The sequence below is a fragment of the Streptomyces sp. NPDC045431 genome, from assembly GCF_040646655.1.
GTDB lineage: Bacteria > Actinomycetota > Actinomycetes > Streptomycetales > Streptomycetaceae > Streptomyces.
Genome location: NZ_JBEZAQ010000029.1, coordinates 33,107 through 53,339, shown reverse-complemented (window position 1 = coordinate 53,339; position 20,233 = coordinate 33,107). Strand labels below are relative to the sequence as shown.

The window sequence follows — 20,233 nt, the reverse complement described above, 5'->3', positions numbered from 1 at the left end:
TGAACGGGGCTATCCAGGAGGGCTCCGACGCCGTGATCACACCAGACACGACAAGATCATCTCACCCGTGGCCAGCAGTTACGGGACAGCCCTTAGAAGACGCGATCCACCACTTCTACACCCCACCGCGGGCCGCGGAACTGCTGCGCCTGCTGCGCGGCGGGACGCATGTGGCGGGCCCGTCCCGAGGGGTGGTCGGGTACTCGGTCACTGCGAACAGGGTGCGGCTGAGCGCGGGGCAGTTGTCGCCACGGCTACGACAAGCGCCGTTACGTTTACCCCGGCACCACGGTCGCCGCATCCCTCACCATCTGGCTCCGGAACGTGACCGGCCGACAAGTCCTCGGCGGCGGACTCCGCATACGGACGGAGTCCCCACGGCTCCGGGGCCCAACTCGATTGCCCTCGGTACCCGGCACGGTGTGACATGTGGGCATGAGCAGAATGGCGCAGGTCATCGTGTTGGCGCGGTACGAGGACGAGGTGATGGAGCCGCTGACGCGCCCGGACGAGGCCCGCTCCTGGCACGGCTGCTTCGTGCGGATCCCCTGGTTCGTAGGAGGCTGGCACATCGAGTTCGAGCGGTGGAACCAGCGCCGCGGCGTGCTCAAGGACCTGGAGTCCCTGCCGTGGAACGAGCCCGCCTGCGTGCAGGTCATGCTGCACGACGAGGACGACGACCTGTTCGGTCTGTGGATGTTCCGCGGCGGAGCTCTCGTCGAGGTCGGTATCCCCGGCACCCAGCGGGTGCACATCGCTGCCCCGCAGTGGGACGCGGACCCCGGTTTTCTGGTCCGGACCGGCCTGGGCAGGGGAGAGGACCGGCACTCGCCAGAGCACGTACAAGACCCGCGGTCGTGCTGGTGACCGGGGCCGGACAGGTGCTGAAGTCGTCGTCGCCGCTCTTGCTTGGGGCTCGACCGGTTTCATCTGGCTCCGCACGTGACCGGCGGACGAGTCCTCGTTGATCCGGAGGCTCCAGCCGGCGGTTGAGACGGTGCTCTCACCCGGATGCGCGGCGAAACCGAGGTCGCCGGTGCAGCGGGCCCCCTGCAGGACGTAGGTGATGTTGACCGCCTTCTGCCGTGGCCAGACGTTGTACACCGACTGGGTCAACCCGCTTCGACCAACGCGCGCGGGCCGGCGGCCGGGGAATGGGGATCGGGAAGGCTGTCGGCATGGACGACTCCTCCTCCCGCGTCTTGCTGACCCTGCGGCGCTTCATCGGCGTGCCGCTGCCCGGCACCGACTACTACCTCCACGCCGCCTATCCGGCAGGCGAGGCGTCCTACCGGGTTCGTCTGGTGAGCGCCTCGTCGGGCAGCCTGGTCGTCTTGTTGCCCAGGGCATGGCCCGATGGCGGGCAGATCGGGACATGGTGGTACGCGGGAGCACTGCGCGCGACCGCGCGGCTTGCTCACCGCGGCGGCCTGGCCGGCATTCCGTACGAGCACGGGCACCGGCACGCCGTCGTCGACGTGGAGGAACTCGTCGCACGGGGAGAGGTCTCCCAGGACATAGAGGTCACTCCGTCGGATGGGCTCGACTACGTGGTCGGCGACCTCGTCGGCGATCCGCTGTGGCACGGCGCCGCCGCCTCCGTGGACTCCCACCTGTACCGGCTGATCGGCTTCGATCTGCGCACCCCCGACGTCGTACGCGTCTACCTGGCACGCGGCGACCGCGTCCTCGGAGTCGATCTCGCCGTACGGGACGACGAGAGCGGCCAGCCGCGCTTGGTGGGCTGGTGGGCCTCGGCCAAGGTCATCGCCATCCTCAACCCGGACGCCCCCGAGACGCTCGCCGCACACCGCGTCCTCGTGATGAGCGACGAGGTCTGCGACGAGATCTACGACCTGACCCGGTGGGCCTGATCAAGGCACCGGCCCAAGCCGTGGCATGCCGCTCAGCGGCTGCGTACGGTCTGCTCGCCGTCGATACCTCGCGCGGACGTGGTGGCCCGGGGCGCGGTCGGCCATTATCGGACGACGCCGGCGTCGTAGCGTAGTCGGCGGTCCTCGCTGTCGCGGGAGCCAGCCGACGTGGAGGTCTGGATCGTCAGCTGCTGTGGGCTCGGGCAGAACTTGGATACGCCATCCCGGGCTCCCAACGTGGTTCCGTTCACGTGAAGTGGCTCTGGCACAGCTTCTGCGGTGCGGCCGCGCTGAGTGAGCGGATCAGCCCGCGGTTGACCAATCCCGATGGCGAGAACGAACCTCGGTTGAGTCTCCGGCCTCGGCTGCAGACCTCTTGCTAAGGAATTGTTTCGCTGCCTCGACCGCTTCCCCGTTGAGTTCTTCGACGGAGACTCCCCAGCTCTCCTCCCAGACGTCTAGGTTGTGGGCGCACTGCACAAGTGGTTCCAGCTCTTCGGGATAGCCGAGGTCGTAGGCGATGTCTGCCCGGATGAGGTGAGTACCGGCGGCGGGATCCAGCGATCCGTCGGCGATCTGGCCGGCGATCCAGTAAGCCATCGCCCACTTCGCGGCCCGGGGGTCCGCGGGTGGGCGGAAGAGCAGTCCCAGTTCCTCCAGTACTTGGTCGAAAAACTCTGGCGCTTCGGGCTCTTCACTCCGGAGGAGTCCAGCCAGCATGGCCAGAGACGGGCTCTCGACCCCCGCCATCAGCGCGTCCAGGCCTGCCTGGATGAGCCTGTCCGACCCGACATGCACCTTGATCCGGTTGACGTGCCTTCCACGACGCCTGAGCTCCAGGGCAGAGCCAGGCCGGCGATGACGGAGTCCGGGTGGCGTGCGATGCCTGTAGCAGTGGGCGGGGCACTGTGGGGGAATGGCGGCCTCGGCGGTGGCCGTTCCCTCCCACAGGGGACCACCAGGCTTGCCCTCTGGCACGGAGGGGAGGTGGAGCCACCAGCGGTCGGCCGTCTCGCCGATGAAGGGGCGCGGGGCTCGGACTTGCTTCCTGCAGGTGTTCGGCAAGGGCTGGCATGAGGCGACGCGCGGGACGTGGAGGCGTTCAAGGACGTGGAGGCGCAGCCCCGTGCCGTACAACTGACGTCGCGGTGGAGCGAATGAAGATGTCCTCGAGCAGTCCGGGGATGACTGGACCCGTCTGGATGAGGCCAGCGAGCACGTCAGCGGGCCAGCCGCAGCCCGGCAGTGTCAGGCGGCTCCTTGATGCTGGGTCAGCCTGGCTTGACCGCCAGCGTCGCGAAATAGGTCGACATGTATGGGGCGGATGCGTTGGATTGGTGAGGTGCCTCTGCGAAGCCGGTGAGGACGAACCCCGCGGCGAGTTGCCCGCCGATCTGGTCGGTGAGGGTGTGGCTATATTCAAGAGGGGCGCCCGCGCCGAACTTCGTGGCGCGTTCCTCGGCGGAGTAATGCGTGACATCGCTGTAGGGCAGTTTGTGCACGACGACCAGCTCGCCGCGCTCGTCGAGGGCCTCGTGGTCGAACAAGTACGCATCAGGGTTGAGGAAGCCCACGAGCAGAGTTCCGCCCGGTCGCAGGACGCGGAAGCACTCACGCCACACCGGTGCCAAGTCGGGTACGAACAGGTTCGAGACCGGGTGGAACACAACATCGAATGCTGCGTCGCCCAAGGCGCTGAGGTCGCGCATGTCACCCAGGACGGTACGCAGTTCAAGTCCGTCGCGCGCCGCCACCATCTGGTCCTGGCCGAGCTGACGGGCCGAGTTGTCGAACACGGTGACCCGCGCCCCTGCGGCGGCGAGGATCGGACCCTGCTGGCCGCCGCCGGAGGCCAGGCACAACACGTCCTTGCCGGTCAGGTCCGTCGGCAGCCAGGAGCGGTCGACTGGCTCACGCCCGGTGAGAACAATCGACCAGTCGCCCATGCGGGCGCGCTCGACATCCTCAGCACTCACCGGCCTCGACCACTCGTTGCCTTCCTCGACATACCTGTCCCAGGCTGCCCGATTATGGGCACCGGGGTCGACGATAGGGTCCTGCACGTTCGACTCCCCTGCCACAGCCAAGCGGACACCAGCGGTACCGACGGTTCGGCACCGCTAGCCAACACGATCACAGGCGCGGGCTCAACGAAATGTGCGGGCGTCGAAGTGCCCACGGGCTCGCCGATGGTTGCGCAGCGGGTGCGTAGGCGCCGGTTGACGGGGTTGCGGAAGCCGTAGGCGTATCGCGGGCGACGGTCTTGATGACCCGGTCGGTGCCTTCGGAGCGAGTGCACAAGGCACTCGTCTGCGGCTACGCGATGCCGAACACCGAGGAGTCCCGGCGACGCTGTCGACTCGCTGAAGAAGTCGGGGCCGACTTGCTCGCCCCAGCTTTCCGCAGGAGCACCGAAGCGACCCCGAGATTCTCGCCGACGCCGCGCTCATGCTGGACCGCTACCTCTTCGCACCGTCGCAGACGAGCCCGCCTCTGCTCCTGTACCCCGTACGTCGCGGGCGCCGAGTGGTCGATCTGGACCGACAACACTGATTCCAGCCACGAAGCGCTGCGACTTCGCGGTGGTGGAAGCGGTCGTTCTGGTGGATCTTGACGCATCAGGTGCCGCCCTCGGCGCCGCGCGCCCGCCATACGCGGCTCTCCTTCCATGCCCAGGAGGGGTCTGTCCACGGGGTGATCCGGCCCACCGCCTGTTCGGCGAAGGCGCGCACCGCGTCGTCCATGACGGCACCACGTCTGCCGGCATCGGCGACCAGGGCCAGCCGGTCTGCGGACGGGGCGTAGGCGATCGGGTCGCCGGGTTCCTGGAAGTGCAGCGCGACCGTCGCGCCGGCCCGGTAGGCGTCGAGTCCGGCTCGGCAGTAGGCGACCATCGGCTCGGGTGGCTCGTCGAGCGGGAACCACTCCACCGCGTCGCACTTGTCCGGTTCCTTGACCCGCGGGGTGCCGTTCCAGCGGCGGACCTCGAAGAAGAACCCGACCCTCGCCTGCCCGTCCGGCGGCCGGTGGTGCACGGTGACGGCCGCCCGCACATCCGCAGGGTCCACGACGAGACCGGTCTCCTCCCGCGTCTCGCGTACGACGGCGTCGACGACGGTCTCGCGCTCCACATGACCCGACGGCGCGTGCCATAGACCGCTCGCGTACACCTCGCCGGCCCGCCGGGACAGCAGCACTTCCGGGCCCTGTCCTCCGTCACGGACGGCGAGCAGGTGCACGTCCACCGGCACGGTGTACCGCCCGCCGGCGCTCACGAGCGGCGAGGCGGGGATGTCGGCTCGGCGATGAAGCGGGCCGTGCTGGGTCACGAGTAACTCCCATCTGCTGGGGCGGCGAGCGGGGCGCTGGACGAGGAGGCCTTATGGGTGGGCGAAGGCGACCCGGTGGTTGGGGTTCTCCGTCTGAAGCCGCGTTCGCATGCCGCTGGCGGCGCTCTTGACGGAGCGTTCGGTGCAACCGACGTTTTGTGCGGTCGCCGCCGGGTCGAAGCCGTGGGGGTGGGGCGTGCAGGGCAACGCCGATCCGAGGAGGCGGGGTCATGGCACCTGCCGGGGGACGGTTGTGAGCGGGGGCAGTGTCCAGCTCAGTGACGTCGGGCCCGTCCCGGAGGTGACGCGCTGGGCCTCGGTGTCGCGGAGGTCGACCCGGTACCGCTCGGGCCGGCCGGCCTGCACCCAGCGGGCGTGGAGGTTCTCGAGCTCAGCCCAGACGTCACGCGGCCCATCGACGCGCACGACGCCGTCACCCGGGCCGGCCACGGCCCACGAGTCGTCCTCGGGCGCGACGATGGTCATCGCCTCGGCCTGGAAGTCCCGCACCGTGCCGGGGACCAGGTACGCGGCGGCGAGCCAGAATCCGTGGGCGTCGTCCGCCGGTGGCGCGAGCCGGGTCGGTCGCGCCCTGCCGGGGGCGGCCTTGACGCGGGCGCGGTGGCCCAGGGCGTTAAGCCACCGGTAGCCGAGCAAGGGCCGGTACCCGCGCGACCGGCCCCGCAGGACCGCCTCGACCGTGCCCGCCGGGGTACGGGTGACAAGCAGCTGTCCGGGCCAGCTCGGGGTGCGGGTCACGAGCGTCGTGAGCAGCCGGCCGCCCGGTGCGAGCTGCTCCACCCAGGCCGCCGGGACCTGGGGAACGCCGATGCCGGAGTGGATCCGGTCGTACGGTGCCCGCGGGTCGTGCCCTTCAAGCGCGTCACCCTCGATCACCTCCGTGCCGACGCCGAGACGGTCCAGGTTCCGCTGGGCGAAAGCCGTCATATGGCGGTCCCGCTCCACGCCGGTGGCGAGATGGGGACCGGTGATGGCGGCGGCGAGCGCGAGGGAGACGCCGGGCCCGGGCCCGAGCTCCAGATACCGCTGCCCGGCTGTCAGTTGCATGGTTTGGAGTGCTTCGACCGTGGCGGGGGTGTAAGTGGACATGGAGGTCATGTGGCCACCGGTCACCCGCCCGCGGGGGAGGGCGTCGAGGGGTTCGCCGTTGCGCTGGAGCAGGATCGACTCGTCGCTGTGGATCAGTTCGAGCCACTCCTCCTGGTCGTCGGGGTGGGAGCCGTCGAGGAGGCGCCAGTCGATCGGGTCCGCGGCCGGGCCGCTGACCCGGACGTACGCGTGCGGGAGCAGCACCTCGCGTGGCAGGCGAAGCAGCGCGTCACGCAGCAGCGGATCGGTCAGGACGCCGTCCGCCGAGAGCCGGTCGACGATGCCGGCGCGCCGACGGCTCGTCGCCGTGTGGAGGTCAAGGGACATGAACGGCGTCCTTCGCGGAAGCGGGCATGGTGGTCAGACGGCGGACCGGCGAGGCCCACAGCAGTGCCGCCGGCACGAGGTGGAGCAGGGTTCCGGCGATCAGCGCGGCGTGTACCGAGGAGGCGGCGGCGATGGCACCGGCCGTCAGGGCGGCGGCCGGCCGCAGGCCGGTGACCAGCCAGACGGACGTCTGCTGGGCCCGCGACTGCAGCTCGATCGGACACAGCTGCTGGCGGAGAGACCGCTGCGTCGTGCCCGCCGCGACCGCGGCCGCCGTCCGCAGCGCGCCGGCGGCCGCGATCACGCCCAGCCACACCGGCCCCGGCCGGGCGACGAGAAGGGGCACCCCGCACACGGCGTACGCGAGGAATCCGGCCAGCATCACGCGCGCCGGCCCGCACCGGTCTACGAGGCGGGTGGCGACTACCGCCCCCGCGAGGCCGCCGACGGCCGTGACACCCATGACGAGCCCCAGACCGGTGCTGCCGGAGTCGAGCCGCGTCAACAGCGTGTACGCGAAGTAGGTGGTCACGATCCCGTCGGCGTACGCGTGACCGGCGAGCGACAGCACCAAGGGACGCTGTATCGGATCGTGCAGCACATAGCCGACCCCTTCGCGGATGGCCGCGAGCAGCCGCGCAGGCCGGTCAGGACTCTCCCGCCGCACCACACTGGGCTGCGGCCCGATCCGAGCGGCGTACCAGGCACTCACCAGGTACGAGGCCGCGTCCAGCCACAGGGCACGGACCCCACCGACGAGCCCCACGACGAGCGTGCCACCGTAGGCCCCGGCAGTGTCCGCCAACGAGAACGCGGCGGCGATCCTTCTGTTCGCCGGGTGGAGCTGCCGCCGGTCGACGATCTCCGGAACGATGGCGATCGACGCGGCCTGATGCAGCACGGTCAGCGCCCCCAACAGCAGCGCCACCGCGTAGAGGACGGGCACGGACAGGACCCCTGCAGCCCAGCAGACCGGCACCACGGACACCACCGCGGCCGCGACGAGATCGGTGCCGACCATGATCCGTCGCTTGGGGTACCGGTCGCCGGCCACCCCGGCGGGCAGAGCGAGGACGAACGCCGGCACCGTGGACGCGGCGGCCAGCAGCGACACCTGGCCGGGGGAGGCGTCCAGCTCCAGCACCGCGACCACCGGGAGCGCCACGCCGTGGACCGATGCCCCCGCGAGGGTCACCGCCTCGCCGGCCCAGTACGCGCGAAAGGACCTGTTGTGCCGCAGAGGAATGCCTGCTCCGGCGGCTGCGGTCGGTGTTGCCGTGTCCCGGGCTGGGCTGTCGGCCGTCACGATCGGCTCCGTTGTGGCCGGCGGACGGTGCGGAGCACCATCGGTGTCCAAGACGCTGGCCGTGGCCGTGGCCGTGGCCACAACCTTTGGTGGGTTTGTGCGGCTTGCGGCAATGTGTTCCCTGTCGGAGGCGTGGTCGTGGTGTCGGCGTGTTCAACGACGCCGCCACGATTTCGAACACGCGCTCTTTCGGACGGGTTGCGCACGCCGGAATTGAGGGGTTGCCCGCAGGTGCGCAGTGCACCGACCCTTGCTGCGCGAGAGCGCACGGCCGAGGGCGGATGGCCGAAACGCCGATGCGCCAATGAACCGATGGCCCGCCTGGAGGGCGGGTCACCGGGATGGCTGGATGTGGAGGGGGCGTCAGACGAGGCTGACGCCGTAGCGGTGAAAGCCAGCGGCTGACCGTGGACGCCGGCGCTCGACGCCCCTGCCACCCCCGTATGCCACCTCACGGCCGCGCCGCCGCGCTCCGGGCGGCCGTTGGACCCTGCGTACGGGAGGCTGGTGGGCTCGGCTACCGTCGGCACCGGCAGACGCAGCCGGCGAACCTGACTGGTGACTGGTGGCCGGGAGCGGACGCAGGCACAAGGAAAGGCAGACGTTCCCATGGACCTCGTCCTGGAGCCGCCCCGCGGCGCCGGCCCCGTACGGCTGGGCATGACGCTCGATGAGGCCGTCGAGGCGGTCGCCTCCTGGGGGATACCGGAGATCGCGTACGACCACGACGATCCGTCGACGACGATCCACACGGCGTGCGACGAGACCGGGGTCAACGTGCTGCTGGAAGACGCCGGGAAGTCCGTTACCGCGGTGGAGCTGTGGTGGCCGGGTGAAGGCCGCCACACCGACGTCCGCGTGCTCCTCGACGGCGACGACGTCTTCACGACACCGGCCGAGGACCTCTTCCAGCGGGCGGAGAACCGCGGGTGGACGGTCGACCGGACCGATCACGAGTACCCGTTCGTCCCCGGTGTTTCCCTGGGCTTCACCCGCCAGACCTCCCAGGAGGTCCCCCGAACGCGAGGCGGTCTCCCCCTGTACGTCACCTCGGTCCTGGTCGGCGGTGAGCACTACTACGGCGAGCACTACTACGGCGAACCGCTCGCCAGCCTGGTCTGAGCAACGTCGTCGGTCGTCATCGGTCGAGTCTCCGGTGGCCCGGCGGTGACGAGACCGCGCGGGCCACTTCGAGCATGTGGTGGGCGGTGGGGCGCGGACGCGAGCCCGGTGGTGGACGGTGGTGGACGGCGGGACGCTCCCTAACGCCGCGGGCCGTGGCGCGTCACCCGGTGCACCGCCCACGCGGCGAGCGCCCACCCCGCCGCGGCACCGCCGTAGCGTGCCAGCGGGCCCCGTCCTTCCCCGCCACCGCCGATGCCGTGACCGGGTGACGACCCCATGCGCGCCGCGCCCTCCTGGCAGGCCAGGCCGCGCAGCACGGCGCGCGCCTCGTCCACGGCGCTGTCACCGGCCGCCAGAAGCTCCAGGCCCCGCCGTGCCACCTGCTCCTGTGACAGGTGCCTGCGCGCGAGCTCACCCATGACGTCCATCAGCGCTTCTCGGAACACTTCCGCGGCCGACAGATTCGGGGCCATGCCGCGCACCGTGCACTCGACGTTGGCCATGGACTTGCCCAACATGCCGATCATGGGGCTGGTACGGATCCCGCGCCGAGCGGCGCACCGCAGGATCGTGGACAGGGCCGAGCCGAGGTTCATGCCGTCGAGCCGGCTCATCGCCAACTGGGGCACCACGCGCGTCAGATCGTCCCGGAACCCCGGCAGGTCCGTGCGCGGGGTGGACCGGCCCAGTTCGAGCCAGGCGGCGGCCAGCCCGCGCGCGTCGTTCTGGGCGATGCTGGTGAACGCGAGCGCTCCCACCGTCCCGGTGTGCCGGTCGACGCGCCCGGCCATCCCCCAGTCGATCAGGGTCGCCCCCGTCTCGGGGTGCAGAAAGACGTTTCCCGGATGCGGATCGGCGTGGAAGAAGTGCTCGACGAAGTAGCCCCGGTACATGTACCTGAGCAGTTCGGCGCCCACCCGTTCGCGCTGCTCCTCGCACAGGTCGTCCGCCGCCCCGGCGCTGAGCGCCCGTCCGGGGGCGACGCTCTGGATCAGCACCCGCCGCCCGGCCTGCCGTACCGCGGGCACCGTGAGGTGGCGGAAGCCCGCGGCCGCCCGGCGGCCGGCCTCCATGTGCGCGGCCTCGGCGGTGAAGTCGAGCTCCGGACGCATGTAGTCGAAGATCCCCTGCAGGACCGCGTCGAGGTCCAGCACCTCCGCGAGCCGGGGAGCCGCCCGCCCCGCCATCCGGGCCGCTCGGCCCAGCGCCGCCATGTCCGCCCGCATCCGGCCCGCGGCCCCGGGCCGCTGCACCTTGAGCACCGCGTGGCTGCCATCGTGCAGCACCACGGGATACACCTGGGCCAGCGACGCGGAGCCGCAGGGCCGGCCGGTGTCGACCTCGCGGAACAGCCGCCGCCAGTCGCGCCCCAGCTCCTCCTCGAGTACCGGCTCGAAAGCGGCGAACGGCGCCACCGTCACCGCGCCCTGCAGCCGTTCCAGTTCCGTCACCAAGGCGCCGGAGACCAGATCCGGCCGGGTGGCCAGCACCTGTCCGACCTTGATGTAGAAAGGCCCCAGTGCCTCCAACGCCTCCCGGATCCGCCGCGCCCGGCAGCGCTGCGCGGCCACTCTGCCCTCAGGCGCATCGGCGTTCTCCTGGGCCGTGAGCACATCCTGCGCGAGCAGCCCGGCCAGCCGGGCCACGGCAACGCCCCGCACCCCTTCCCTTCCCACGGTCACCGGCCTCAGGCCCGTCCCAGCAGCTGTGTTCCGGACACGTGTGCTTCCCGGGCCATGAAGAACGCCGTGAAACCGTCCAGGAGTTCGGGCAGGCTGATCGTGCCGTCCTTGTCGACGTCGAGTTCGTCGAAGCCGCGGTCGAGGTCGCCCGGATCGATCCGTCCTCCCGCGAACACCGTGCGGTACTCATGCCGGTCGATGGCCCCGCTGCCGTCGGTGTCCACTGCCTCGAACATGGCGCGCACAGCGTGATGCACACCGTCGCGCACGTACGCCGGGTCCGCGTCGCAGTTGCGGAGCATCGCGGTGATCCACTCGTCCTTGCCGATGCTCCCGTCGCCGTCCGTATCCATGGTGGAGCGCATGTGCTCCCACCACGTGGTGAATCCGGCGTACACCCCGTCCTCCTGCTCCGGGGTGAGTTCCAGCTGCCAGCACAGGGCACGGGCCATGGCCTGGAGGTCGGGGGCGTCGATCCTGCCGTCGCCGGTCTGGTCGAGCACCTGGGAGAAGAAACGGCCCAGCCGGTCCTCCCTGGAGTCGCGGTCCCGCCCGCGGACGGCCGCGGACGCCACCGCTCTGACCAGCCCCAGGGGCCGGGACAGGAGACCGGCGCCGGGAAGCGTGAAGCCGCCGGGGCGCACCTCGTCCGCCTCGTCCAGCTCCCGGCCTGCCAGCGCGGCGGCGGCGATGGGCATGTACCGGCCGCCTACGGGCAGCGGCTCCATCGCGGCGCGCGCGGTGTGGTGCACGGTGCGCGACAGCGTACGGTCGGCCTGCCCCACGTGCAGATGGAGGCGCTCCCGGTACGTCCGCGGCAGCTGCGCGGCCACCGCGCCGGGCATCAGCATCGCGGCCGAGGAACGCATCATCGCCCACAGCGGCGGGCACCACTCCAGCACCGACGGCGTCGCGGCACCCCGGTACATGTCCCGCATCAGGAAACGCACTTCGGTGTTGTCCTCCAGCACCACGCGCTGCATCCGCTCGAAGTAGTCCCAGAACCCGTCGAGATCGGGTGGCAGTAGGTCGCGGTCCAGACCGAAGGCCCCGAGAGTGGCACGCCACTCGTCGTACAGCCTCGCCTCGGAGGCGGCCGAGAGCGGCCGGCCGGCGAGCCGCTCCATGCTGCTCATCGCCTCGAACACGGTGCCGAGCACCCAGGCCCGTACCTCCGGCTGCTCGGCGGTGTAGGCGCGGCCCCGCTCATCGGTGCCCTTGATGCGCCGGTGGGCGCGCAGGATCCGGTGCACCTCCTTGTGCCGCTGCTCGGGCGGGGCGTAGACGAAGCGCTGCAGACTGATCAGGGTGTGATCGACGCGTCGCCAGGGGTGGGTGCGATAGGTGGAGTGCTTCGCCAGGCCGGCGCCGACCACCGGGTGCGCCGCTTGCAGCACCAGCAGGCGGGGCATCACCAGGGCCATCCGCCACTGGCCCAGCAGACTCCAGGTCACGGACCCGGGGCCGGGGAAACCCGTCCAGTCGATGGAGACTTCGGGCTCGGAGGCCGACAGGGGTGCGGTCATGTCGGGGCGCCTTCCATGTGCTGTCGCCGCGCGGCGAAGAGGACCTTGAGCGAGGGCGTCAGGGGGGTTCGGACGGTCTTCCGCGTCAGATGGGGTCCGGCTCGTTCGACGGCCCGCAGCTGGATCCGGTGCACGTCGAGGAACGCCGTCATGACAGGGGTGAACTCCGGCGGCAGGAGCGGCAGGACGGCGCCGGCCCGGTCCAGGGCCGCGCCGGCGAGCTCGATCTGCTCGCGCAGCTGCCGACCGGTGTGCGGCAGGCAGGGCAGCCCGGCCCGCAGGTCGTCGGCGAGGTCACTGAGGCAGTCGATGCGCTGCGCCGCCTCGGCCGCGTCGCGCAGCGCGCGGACCACCTGCTCTGTACGGCACCCGGGGTGGACTCCGCTGAGCAGGAGCATCAGCGGATGCGAGACGCGGTCCACGTACGCCTGGAAGCCGGCCTCCGAGCCGAAGTCACGGTAGTCGAGGTCGCCGGCCATGCCGTCCATGAAGTCGCCCACCCACGCCTCGGGGAGCCCGGTGCGTTCCAGGGTGAGCAGCAGCGCGGCCAACCGGGGATCGTCCGCACGACGGTCGGTGAGGGCCGCCCGTACGGTGGCCTCCCACGTACGGAAGCGCTGCGGGCGCCGGTCGACCGGCCCGCTGTCGGCAGCGGTGTCCGTGGCGTGAGCGAACGCGTACACGCACAGGATGTGCGGCTGCAGCCACAGCGGTGCGAGCAGCCGGGTGGCCGCATAGTAGGGAGGCTCGAGTCGGCGAACCTCGCGGGCGATATCGCGGTACGTGTTCCGCACCGAAGGCTCGTGAATTCCGGCACGGTCCAGCACGACCCGGTACGAGACGGGCGGTACCAGGTTCATTCAGGCCGCCCCTGCCTTTCCGAAACGGCGTTCCCGGCCGGCATAGTCGGCCACCGCCTGCCAGAGGGCGTAGCGGTCGAAGTCGGGGAAGAGCACGTCGGTGAAGTACAGCTCCGCATAAGCGCATTGCCACAGCAGGAAGTTGCTGATCCGGTGTTCGCCCGAGGTGCGGATGAGCAGGTCCACGTCCGGTACGCCGGGCTGGTACAGCCGACTGGTCAGCGACGCGACATCGATGCGGTCGGGGCTCAGCCGTCCGTCGGCGGCGTCCCGCGCCAACTCGGCCGCCGCCCGAAGCAGTTCGTCGCGGGCGCCGTAGTCGACACAGAAGACCAGGTCCAGCGTCCGGTTGCCGCGGGTGAGCTGTTCGAAGTCGGCGAGGGTACGGCCCAGTGCGGGCGGCACCCGGTCGCGCCGGCCGCACCACAGGGCCCGTACGCCCTTGGCGTGCAGTTCGGCACGGTTGTCGGTGACGAAATCGCCGATGATCTCCAGAGTCCTCGCGACCTCCGCCGGCTCGCGTCGCCAGTTCTCGGTGGAGAACAGGTAGAACGACAGGTACCGGATCCCCGCCTCCACGGCGCCGTCGATGGTGTCGAGCAGACGCGGCACGGCGGCGGCGTGCCCGGCGTTGCGGGCCAGGCCGCGACGAGCGGCCCACCGGCCGTTGCCGTCGACGATCAGGGCGACGTGTGCGGGCAGCCGCTCCGGCGGCACCACAGGTTTCCGGCCTCTGAACGAATGCGGCTCCGACGACAACGGGGTACCGGCCATTTAATTCCACCCTCCCATGAACGTGCTCCCGGCGTCGTTCGTACCCCACCCCCAACCGCCTGAATCGTTTCGGATTTTCTGTCGCACCGTTGTACGACGACAGAATGGATGTCTTTATTCGATGATTCGATGAGGGGAGAGCGCGAAAAGGAGAATGCACGCGTGTCAAAGGAGAAGGCAGAATACGTTTTTGCGGTGTAAGCGGTGAGGCGCCGGTCCCCGTCCCGTGCTGCCGACGGGTAGGGAACCGGGTGGCGCGGTCGACAGCAGGTCCGTGCCCTGGGCGATTGTGTCCGACGCGGCGGCGCGGGGTTCTCGCACGGCGGCCCGGGTGCTCGCGGCGGCAGCGCACGCGCCTCGCCCGCCGGTCGCCCTTAGGCCGACGGGCTGGTGTACGGCCCGCCCGGGCCCCGGCACGCAGGGCGGGCCGTCGGCTCAGTCCCAGATCACCGCCCGCGGGTGCGCAGGCCCGGACACGAGCGGATTCCTTCGGACGAAGTGGACGTGGACGGCGCAGGTAACGGGACCGACCGGGGCCTCCCTCAAACGAACGGACCGGGAAGTTGGCCGGAACCGCATCAGGTGAACCAAGCCGTCCGCAGCGACCCGATGGCACACTTGTGCCCTCGGAGTGGTCAAGTGCCTCTGGAGGAGATCGTCTTGGACCCTGCTGTCGCGGCCGTCGCCGCCACCGCCGCGACCACGCTCGTCACCGCGATGACGACGGACGCGTGGGACCACACCAAGCGGGGTTTCGTCCGGCTGCTCGGGCGCGGCCAGGACGAGGAAGCAGCGGCCGCCGAGGCGGAGTTGGAGCAGGCCCGCGAGACCGTCCTCACCGCCTACGAGCGCGGCGACGAGTCGGCGCTGGGCGCCGCGCACGACGACTGGGCGGCCCGGCTCGGCGCGGCCCTGGAGAACGCCGACCGCTCGGCCGAACACGAGAGGCTGCTGCGCGAGCTGCTCGCCGGGCAGCCCGGCGCCGACGGCGAGATCCGCGCCCTCGGGGCGGCGCTGCGCGGAACGGCAGCCGGTGGCGTCTACAGCCAGGTGATCCAGAACGGCGGCGCGGGCGCGCAGGGTCCGGGCGCGGCCGTCACCATCAACCACCACCATTACGCAGCCGGCGGTGCACCGGCTCAGGCGCCCCTCGGTGAGTCTTGACCGAGCCGCGCTACGAACAGCACGTCGCCGCCGGCGCGGTGGCGGCACAGGGCCCGAACGCGACCGCGACCGTCCACCACCACTACTACGGGAGGCGGCTGCCGGCGGTCGAGGCGTTACCCGCCCCGGCCGCCCCGGACACCGCATGGCTGATGGCGCAGCCCAGCCGCCTCCTCGACGCACGGAGCCACGTCGTCCCCTTCACCGGCCGGGAGGCCGAGCTGGAACGGCTGCGGCAGTGGCGGGACGCGCGGGACACGCGGCTTTCGGTGCTCCTGCTCCACGCTCCCGGCGGGGAGGGCAAGACGCGGCTCGCCACGGAGTTCGCCGAGCAGTCCCGCAGCCCGGACCTGCCGGCGGCCGAACGCTGGGAGGTCCTGCAGGCGGGCTTCCGGAGCGCAGGCCCGCCCGCGGGTGACCTGACCGCGTCCCCCGCGGACGGGGCCGGTGTGCTGCTCGTGGTCGACTACGCCGACCGCTGGGCGCACAGCGAGCTGGAGCGCCTGCTGTCCGACCCCGTCCTGCACCGGCAGCGGCCCACGCGCGTCCTGCTGATCGGTCGCACCGTCCGCTGGTTCGCGGCCCTGCGCGGTGAGCTCGCCGACCGCCGCGCCGCCGCCGGTGACCTGCTCCTGCCCTCCCTGGACGCGGACCGGCTGCGGATGTTCACCGCCGCCCGGGACCGCTTCGCCGCACACGACCTGTACGACCTGCCGGACACGGCAGCCGTCGGGCCGCCCGTTTCCCTGAACCGCCGTGGCTTCGGCCTGACGCTGAACCTGCACATGGCCGCCCTGGTCTCCGTCGACGCCCACACACGCGGCGAACGGCCCTCCCTCGCGGAGCCGCACGAGCTGTCGGCGTACCTCCTGGACCGCGAATACCGGGCGTGGCAGCGGCTGTTCGACGCCGGTGGACACGGGCAGGACTACCGGACCCGGCCCGCGGTCATGGCCAAGACGGTGTTCACGGCCGCCCTCACCGGTGCCGTGAGCCACGACGCCGGGGCGCGGGCGCTGCGCGCCCTCGACCTGCCGGGCCACCCGCAGGACCTCCTCCTCGACCACCGGTTCTGCTACCCGCCCGCCGACCGCGAGCTGGTCCTGGAGCCGCTCTACCCCGACCGGCTCGCCGAGGACTTCCTCGCCCTGCTCACGCCAGGGCACGACATCAGCGCCTACGACCCCGACCCGTGGGCGAGCGGGGTCCCGGCCGTCCTGCTGGACGGCGAGCTGAGGCCCACCGTGGCCCCGCGGGCCGTGACGTTCCTCGCCTCCGCGGCCGACCGCTGGGCCCATCTCGGCGAGCGGGTGCTCTACCCCTTGCTGCGCGCCGAACCCGGCCTCGCGATCGCGGCCGGCAGCCCCGCCCTGACCGCGCTCGCCGCCCTCGCCGACACGAGCGCCACCAGCGACACGAGCGCCACGAGTGCCACGACCGGCCCGGCCGAGAAGGGCGTCGACCCCTCCCTGCTCGCGGTCCTGGAGGCCGTCGAATCGGAACTGCCCTCGGGCCGCCACGCGGACCTGGACAGCGGCATCCTCGCCGTCGTCGAGACCCTGATCGCGCACCGTCTGGCCACGACCACGGACCTCGGCCAACGCGCCTGGCTGTACGGCACCCTGGCGTGGCGCCGGGCCAACGCCGGCCGACGGGAGCAGGCGGTCGCCCCTGCCGAGGAGGCCGTACGCCTGCACCGGGAGCTGGCCGGGAGCGACCCCGGCCACCTGCCGCAGCTGGCGAACGCCCTCAGCGTCCTCGGCGACCGGCTGTCCGCCGCCGGCCGCTGGGAGGAGGCGCTGTTCACCGCCGAGGAATCCGTGGCGATCAGCCGCAGCCTGGCCGCCGCCGACCACGCCGCTCACCAGGACCGCCTGGCGGACTCGCTGGCGGGGCTCGGCAACCGGCTCGCCCGGCACGGCCGGTCGGAGGAGGCCCTGGCCGCCACCCAGGAGGCGGCCGAACTGTACCGGCGCCTGGCCGACGCCGACCCCGTGTACCGGCCCGACCTGGCGGGGCTGCTCAACAACCTGGGTCTGCGCCTGGTCGACGCGGGCCGCACCGAGGAGGGCCTGGCCGCCGCCGAGGAGGCGGTCGAGCTGTACCGGCGCCTCGCGGACGCCGACCCCGACGGCGAGCGGCACCACTTCGCCATGTCACTCACCAACCTCGGGGCCGCGCTGCGCGCCGCCGGCCGCCCCGAGGAAGGGCTGGAGATCACGGAGGTGGCCACCGACCTGTACCGTCAGCTGGCCGACGCCAATCCCGCCGCCCACCAGCCCGACCTGACGACCGCGCTGATCAGCCTGGGGGCGTTCCTCGCGGACCTGGGCCGCGGGGAGGAGGCCCTCGCCCCGGCCGAGGAGGCCGTGGCGATCCAGCGGCAGCTGGCCGACACCGACGCCGCCGCCCACAGCCTCGGTCTGGCCAAGGTCCTGAACGACCTCGGCAACCGGCTCCTCGCCCTGGGCCACGAGGAGCGGGCCCTGGCCGTCACCCGGGAAGCCGACGACCTCTTCCGGCAGCTGACGCTCGCCCACCCCACGGTCGACCTGCCCGAGCACGCGGACGTACGCGGTCGGCTGGCCCGCACCCCGAGCAGCGTCCGGGAGGAGGCGCTGGCCGCCACGCGTGCGGCGACCGAGCTGTACCGGCAGCTGGACGAGACGTTCTCCGGGGTCGAACGGGCAGACCTCGCCACGTCGCTGGGGAAGCTCGGCCAGACCCTGGCCCGCCTGGGACGTTTCGAGGAGGCCGTCACCGCCGTGGAGCGGGCCGCGGCCGTCCACATCGAGACCGGTGACCGCCGCCGCGCCGCCGAGCTGCTCCTCGAAGCGGGCCACGCTCTGATGGGCATGCGACGCTCCGAGGACGCGGCCGCCTTCTTCGACGGGGCCGCCGGCCATTTCCGCCGGACCGGTGACCGCATCCTGGAAAGCACCGCGCTGACCAACCTCGGCACCGCCCTGGCCGACGACGGCCGCCATGACGAGGCCGTCGCCGCCGCCGAACGGGCCGCGGCCACCTTCCGGGGCGCCAGGCCGCGGATCTTCGAGGTGGCGGCGCTCACCAACCTGAGCAACGCCCTGACGGCCGCGCGGCGGTTCGCCGAGGCCGCCGAGGTCAGCCGGCGTGCCGCCGCCCTCTCCGACGAGACCGGCGACGGCCGCCATGAGGGCCTGCCGTTGCACAACCTCGGCAACGCCCTCCTCAGTCAGGGGCGCCACGAGGAGTCCATCGCCCCCTCGCGGCAGGCCGCTGCCGTCTACCGCGAGCACGGCGACCACCGCCGCGAGGCGGACTCCCTCAGCAATCTGGGCGACGCCCTGTACGAGACCGGTCGGCTCGACGAGGCGATCACCGCCTACCAGCGTTCGGCCGCGCTCTTCCACGAGAACGACGACCGCGGCAAGGAAGGCCGGGTGCTCAGCCGGCTCGGCACCGCCCTGCTGCGCACGCAGCGCTACGACGAGGCCGTCGCCGCCACGCAGCGGGGCGCCGCGGTCTTCCGCGAGCTCGGCGACCGCACCGGCGAGGCGTCGGAGCTGATCAACCTCGCAAACGCCTGCACGGAGCTGAGCCGTTACGCGGAGGCCGCCACCGCCTGCGGGAAGGCCGCCGCACTCCTGCGGGAGACCGGGGACCACGAGCTCGAAGCCCACGCACAGGCCGTCCGCCACGAGGCCCTGACCAGAGCGGGGCGGTTCGAGGAGGCCGTCACCGCCTGCGAGGAGGCCGCCGCCGGTTACCGCAAGGTCGGCAACCGAGAGCGTGAGACCGTGGTGCTGCAGGAGCTCGGCATCCGTCTCTGCCAGGTGCACCGGTCAACCGAAGCGATCACGGTGTACCAGCGGGCGCTCGGGCTCTGCCGGGAACTCGGCGACCGCGACAGCGAGCTGGCGGTGCTGTTCAACCTCTCCCTCGTCCTCGTCTACGAGGGCCGGTACGCCGAGGCCGTGCCGCTCTGCGAGCAGGCCGCCTCCGGTTACCGCGAGGCCGGCGACCCGGCGCACGAGGCCGAACTGCTCGACCGGCTCGCATCCGCGCTCATGGAGCTGGGGCGCGTCAAGGAGTCCGTCGCCGCCCGCGAGCGGGCCATCGTCGCGTTCCGCTCCGCGGGCGACGTACGCGGCGAAGGAGCGGCGTACGGCGAACTCGGGGAATCGCTGTACCGGTTGGGCCGGCACGCGGAAGCCGTCACCGCCGGCCGGCATGCCGCCGAGACGCACCACCGGTCCGGCGACCGCGCCCGGGAGGCCCATGCGCTCACCGTCGTCGGGCGCGGCCTGACCGGGCAGGGAAAGCCGAAGAAGGCCGTCACCGTCTGCAGGCAGGCCGTCGAGCTCTTCCGCGGGACCGGCAACGGCCCCGGCGAGGCCCAAGCGCTGCTCCATCTCGGCGACGCCCTCACGGCCGCGGGCCGCGAGGAGGAGTCCCTGGCCGCTGTACGGCAGTCCGTCGACCGGTACCGCGCGTCGGGCGACCCCCGGGGCGAGGGCCTGGCCCTGTATCGCCTGGGCGAGGCCCTCATGGGCGCGCGCCGGTACGAGGAGGCCGTCCCCACGTACGTGCGGGCCGCCGCTGCCTTCGGGGAGCAGGACCTCCCTGCCATGGAGGGGTCCGCGCTCCTCAACCTGTGCAACGCCCTGCGGGCACTGGGCCGGAACGACGAAGCCGTCACCGCCTACCGGCGGGCCGCCACCGTCTACCCGCGAACGGCCGACCGCGAGCGGGAGTCCCAGGTCCACTTCCACCTCGCCCAGCTCCTGGAGCAGATGGGCCGGAAGGGTGAGGCCATCCCGTCCTACCGGCGCGCCGCGGAGCTGTTCCGGGCCCGGGAGGACCGCGTCAACGAAGGGCAGGCGCTCTTCCGGCTCGGCGTCGTGGCCGTGGGGCTCCAGCAGTACGAGGACTCCGTCCCCGCGTTCGAGCGGTACCTGGAGATCTGCCGGGAGACCGGCGACAGCCGGGGAGAGGGCATGGGTCTGCTCCTCCTCGGCGGCCTCCTGGTGGACGTGGGACGGTACGAGGAAGCCGTCACCGTCAACCAGCGGGCGGCCGACCACTTCCGCCGCTCCGGCCACCGGGAGTCGGAGCAGCTGGCGCTGAGCCATCGCGAGAAGGCACTGCGCGCCCTGGGCCGCTGAGCGGTCCGG

Annotated in this window: 14 protein-coding genes; 5 read left to right on the top strand and 9 right to left on the bottom strand. The window is 71.9% G+C overall.

Going from position 1 to position 20,233, the window contains the following annotated elements:
* Positions 1-435: 435 nt before the first annotated feature.
* On the top strand, positions 436-867 hold the full coding sequence (locus tag AB0A69_RS32425) for a hypothetical protein (protein WP_361429456.1): 432 nt from the start codon (positions 436-438) through the stop codon (positions 865-867).
* A 311-nt stretch (positions 868-1,178) separates the two neighbouring features.
* Entirely contained in the window at positions 1,179-1,874 is a 696-nt protein-coding gene (locus tag AB0A69_RS32420) for a hypothetical protein (protein WP_361429454.1), read from the top strand.
* Positions 1,875-2,177: 303 nt separating this feature from the next.
* Here the strand turns inward: AB0A69_RS32420 and AB0A69_RS32415 are convergent, their stop codons facing one another.
* From AB0A69_RS32415 to AB0A69_RS32395, 5 genes are all read right to left on the bottom strand, one after another.
* On the bottom strand, positions 2,178-2,624 hold the full coding sequence (locus AB0A69_RS32415) for a hypothetical protein (RefSeq protein WP_361429452.1): 447 nt from the start codon (positions 2,622-2,624) through the stop codon (positions 2,178-2,180).
* Positions 2,625-3,145: 521 nt separating this feature from the next.
* On the bottom strand, positions 3,146-3,937 hold the full coding sequence (locus AB0A69_RS32410) for a class I SAM-dependent methyltransferase (RefSeq protein WP_361429450.1): 792 nt from the start codon (positions 3,935-3,937) through the stop codon (positions 3,146-3,148).
* 555 nt (positions 3,938-4,492) lie between these two features.
* Positions 4,493-5,203, bottom strand: a complete 711-nt coding sequence (locus AB0A69_RS32405; RefSeq protein ID WP_361429448.1) for an NUDIX domain-containing protein — start codon at positions 5,201-5,203, stop codon at positions 4,493-4,495.
* Positions 5,204-5,431: 228 nt separating this feature from the next.
* Positions 5,432-6,640 carry a methyltransferase gene (locus tag AB0A69_RS32400; RefSeq protein WP_361429446.1) on the bottom strand — a complete coding sequence of 403 codons (1,209 nt, stop codon included), beginning with the start codon at positions 6,638-6,640 and terminating at the stop codon, positions 5,432-5,434.
* On the bottom strand, positions 6,630-7,835 hold the full coding sequence (locus AB0A69_RS32395; protein WP_361429464.1) for an MFS transporter: 1,206 nt from the start codon (positions 7,833-7,835) through the stop codon (positions 6,630-6,632). Before AB0A69_RS32395 ends, AB0A69_RS32400 begins: the two co-directional genes overlap by 11 nt.
* 720 nt (positions 7,836-8,555) lie before the next feature.
* Between AB0A69_RS32395 and AB0A69_RS32390 the strand changes: the two genes are divergently transcribed.
* The gene (locus tag AB0A69_RS32390; protein WP_361429444.1) at positions 8,556-9,068 is read left to right on the top strand and encodes a hypothetical protein; all 513 of its coding nucleotides are present in this window, start codon (positions 8,556-8,558) and stop codon (positions 9,066-9,068) included.
* A 140-nt stretch (positions 9,069-9,208) separates the two neighbouring features.
* Here AB0A69_RS32390 and AB0A69_RS32385 read toward each other — a convergent pair whose 3' ends face one another.
* The 4 genes from AB0A69_RS32385 to uppS are packed head-to-tail and all read right to left on the bottom strand — an operon-like array spanning position 9,209 to position 13,856.
* The gene (locus AB0A69_RS32385) at positions 9,209-10,732 is read right to left on the bottom strand and encodes an AarF/UbiB family protein (protein ID WP_361429442.1); all 1,524 of its coding nucleotides are present in this window, start codon (positions 10,730-10,732) and stop codon (positions 9,209-9,211) included.
* 26 nt (positions 10,733-10,758) lie between these two features.
* Complete coding sequence (locus AB0A69_RS32380; RefSeq protein WP_361429440.1) at positions 10,759-12,279, bottom strand: oxygenase MpaB family protein; 1,521 nt, start codon at positions 12,277-12,279, stop codon at positions 10,759-10,761.
* A complete protein-coding gene (locus AB0A69_RS32375) occupies positions 12,276-13,139 on the bottom strand; it encodes a squalene/phytoene synthase family protein (RefSeq protein ID WP_361429438.1) in 864 nt (287 codons plus the stop codon). The genes AB0A69_RS32380 and AB0A69_RS32375 overlap by 4 nt, the downstream gene beginning before the upstream one ends.
* Positions 13,140-13,856 carry a polyprenyl diphosphate synthase gene (gene uppS, locus AB0A69_RS32370; protein ID WP_361429436.1) on the bottom strand — a complete coding sequence of 239 codons (717 nt, stop codon included), beginning with the start codon at positions 13,854-13,856 and terminating at the stop codon, positions 13,140-13,142. It abuts the gene before it with no gap.
* 717 nt (positions 13,857-14,573) lie between these two features.
* Between uppS and AB0A69_RS32365 the strand changes: the two genes are divergently transcribed.
* Together AB0A69_RS32365 and AB0A69_RS32360 are read left to right on the top strand one after the other, a co-directional pair.
* Positions 14,574-15,077 carry a hypothetical protein gene (locus tag AB0A69_RS32365; RefSeq protein WP_361429434.1) on the top strand — a complete coding sequence of 168 codons (504 nt, stop codon included), beginning with the start codon at positions 14,574-14,576 and terminating at the stop codon, positions 15,075-15,077.
* Positions 15,074-20,224 carry a tetratricopeptide repeat protein gene (locus AB0A69_RS32360; protein WP_361429432.1) on the top strand — a complete coding sequence of 1,717 codons (5,151 nt, stop codon included), beginning with the start codon at positions 15,074-15,076 and terminating at the stop codon, positions 20,222-20,224. The genes AB0A69_RS32365 and AB0A69_RS32360 overlap by 4 nt, the downstream gene beginning before the upstream one ends.
* Positions 20,225-20,233 lie beyond the last annotated feature (9 nt).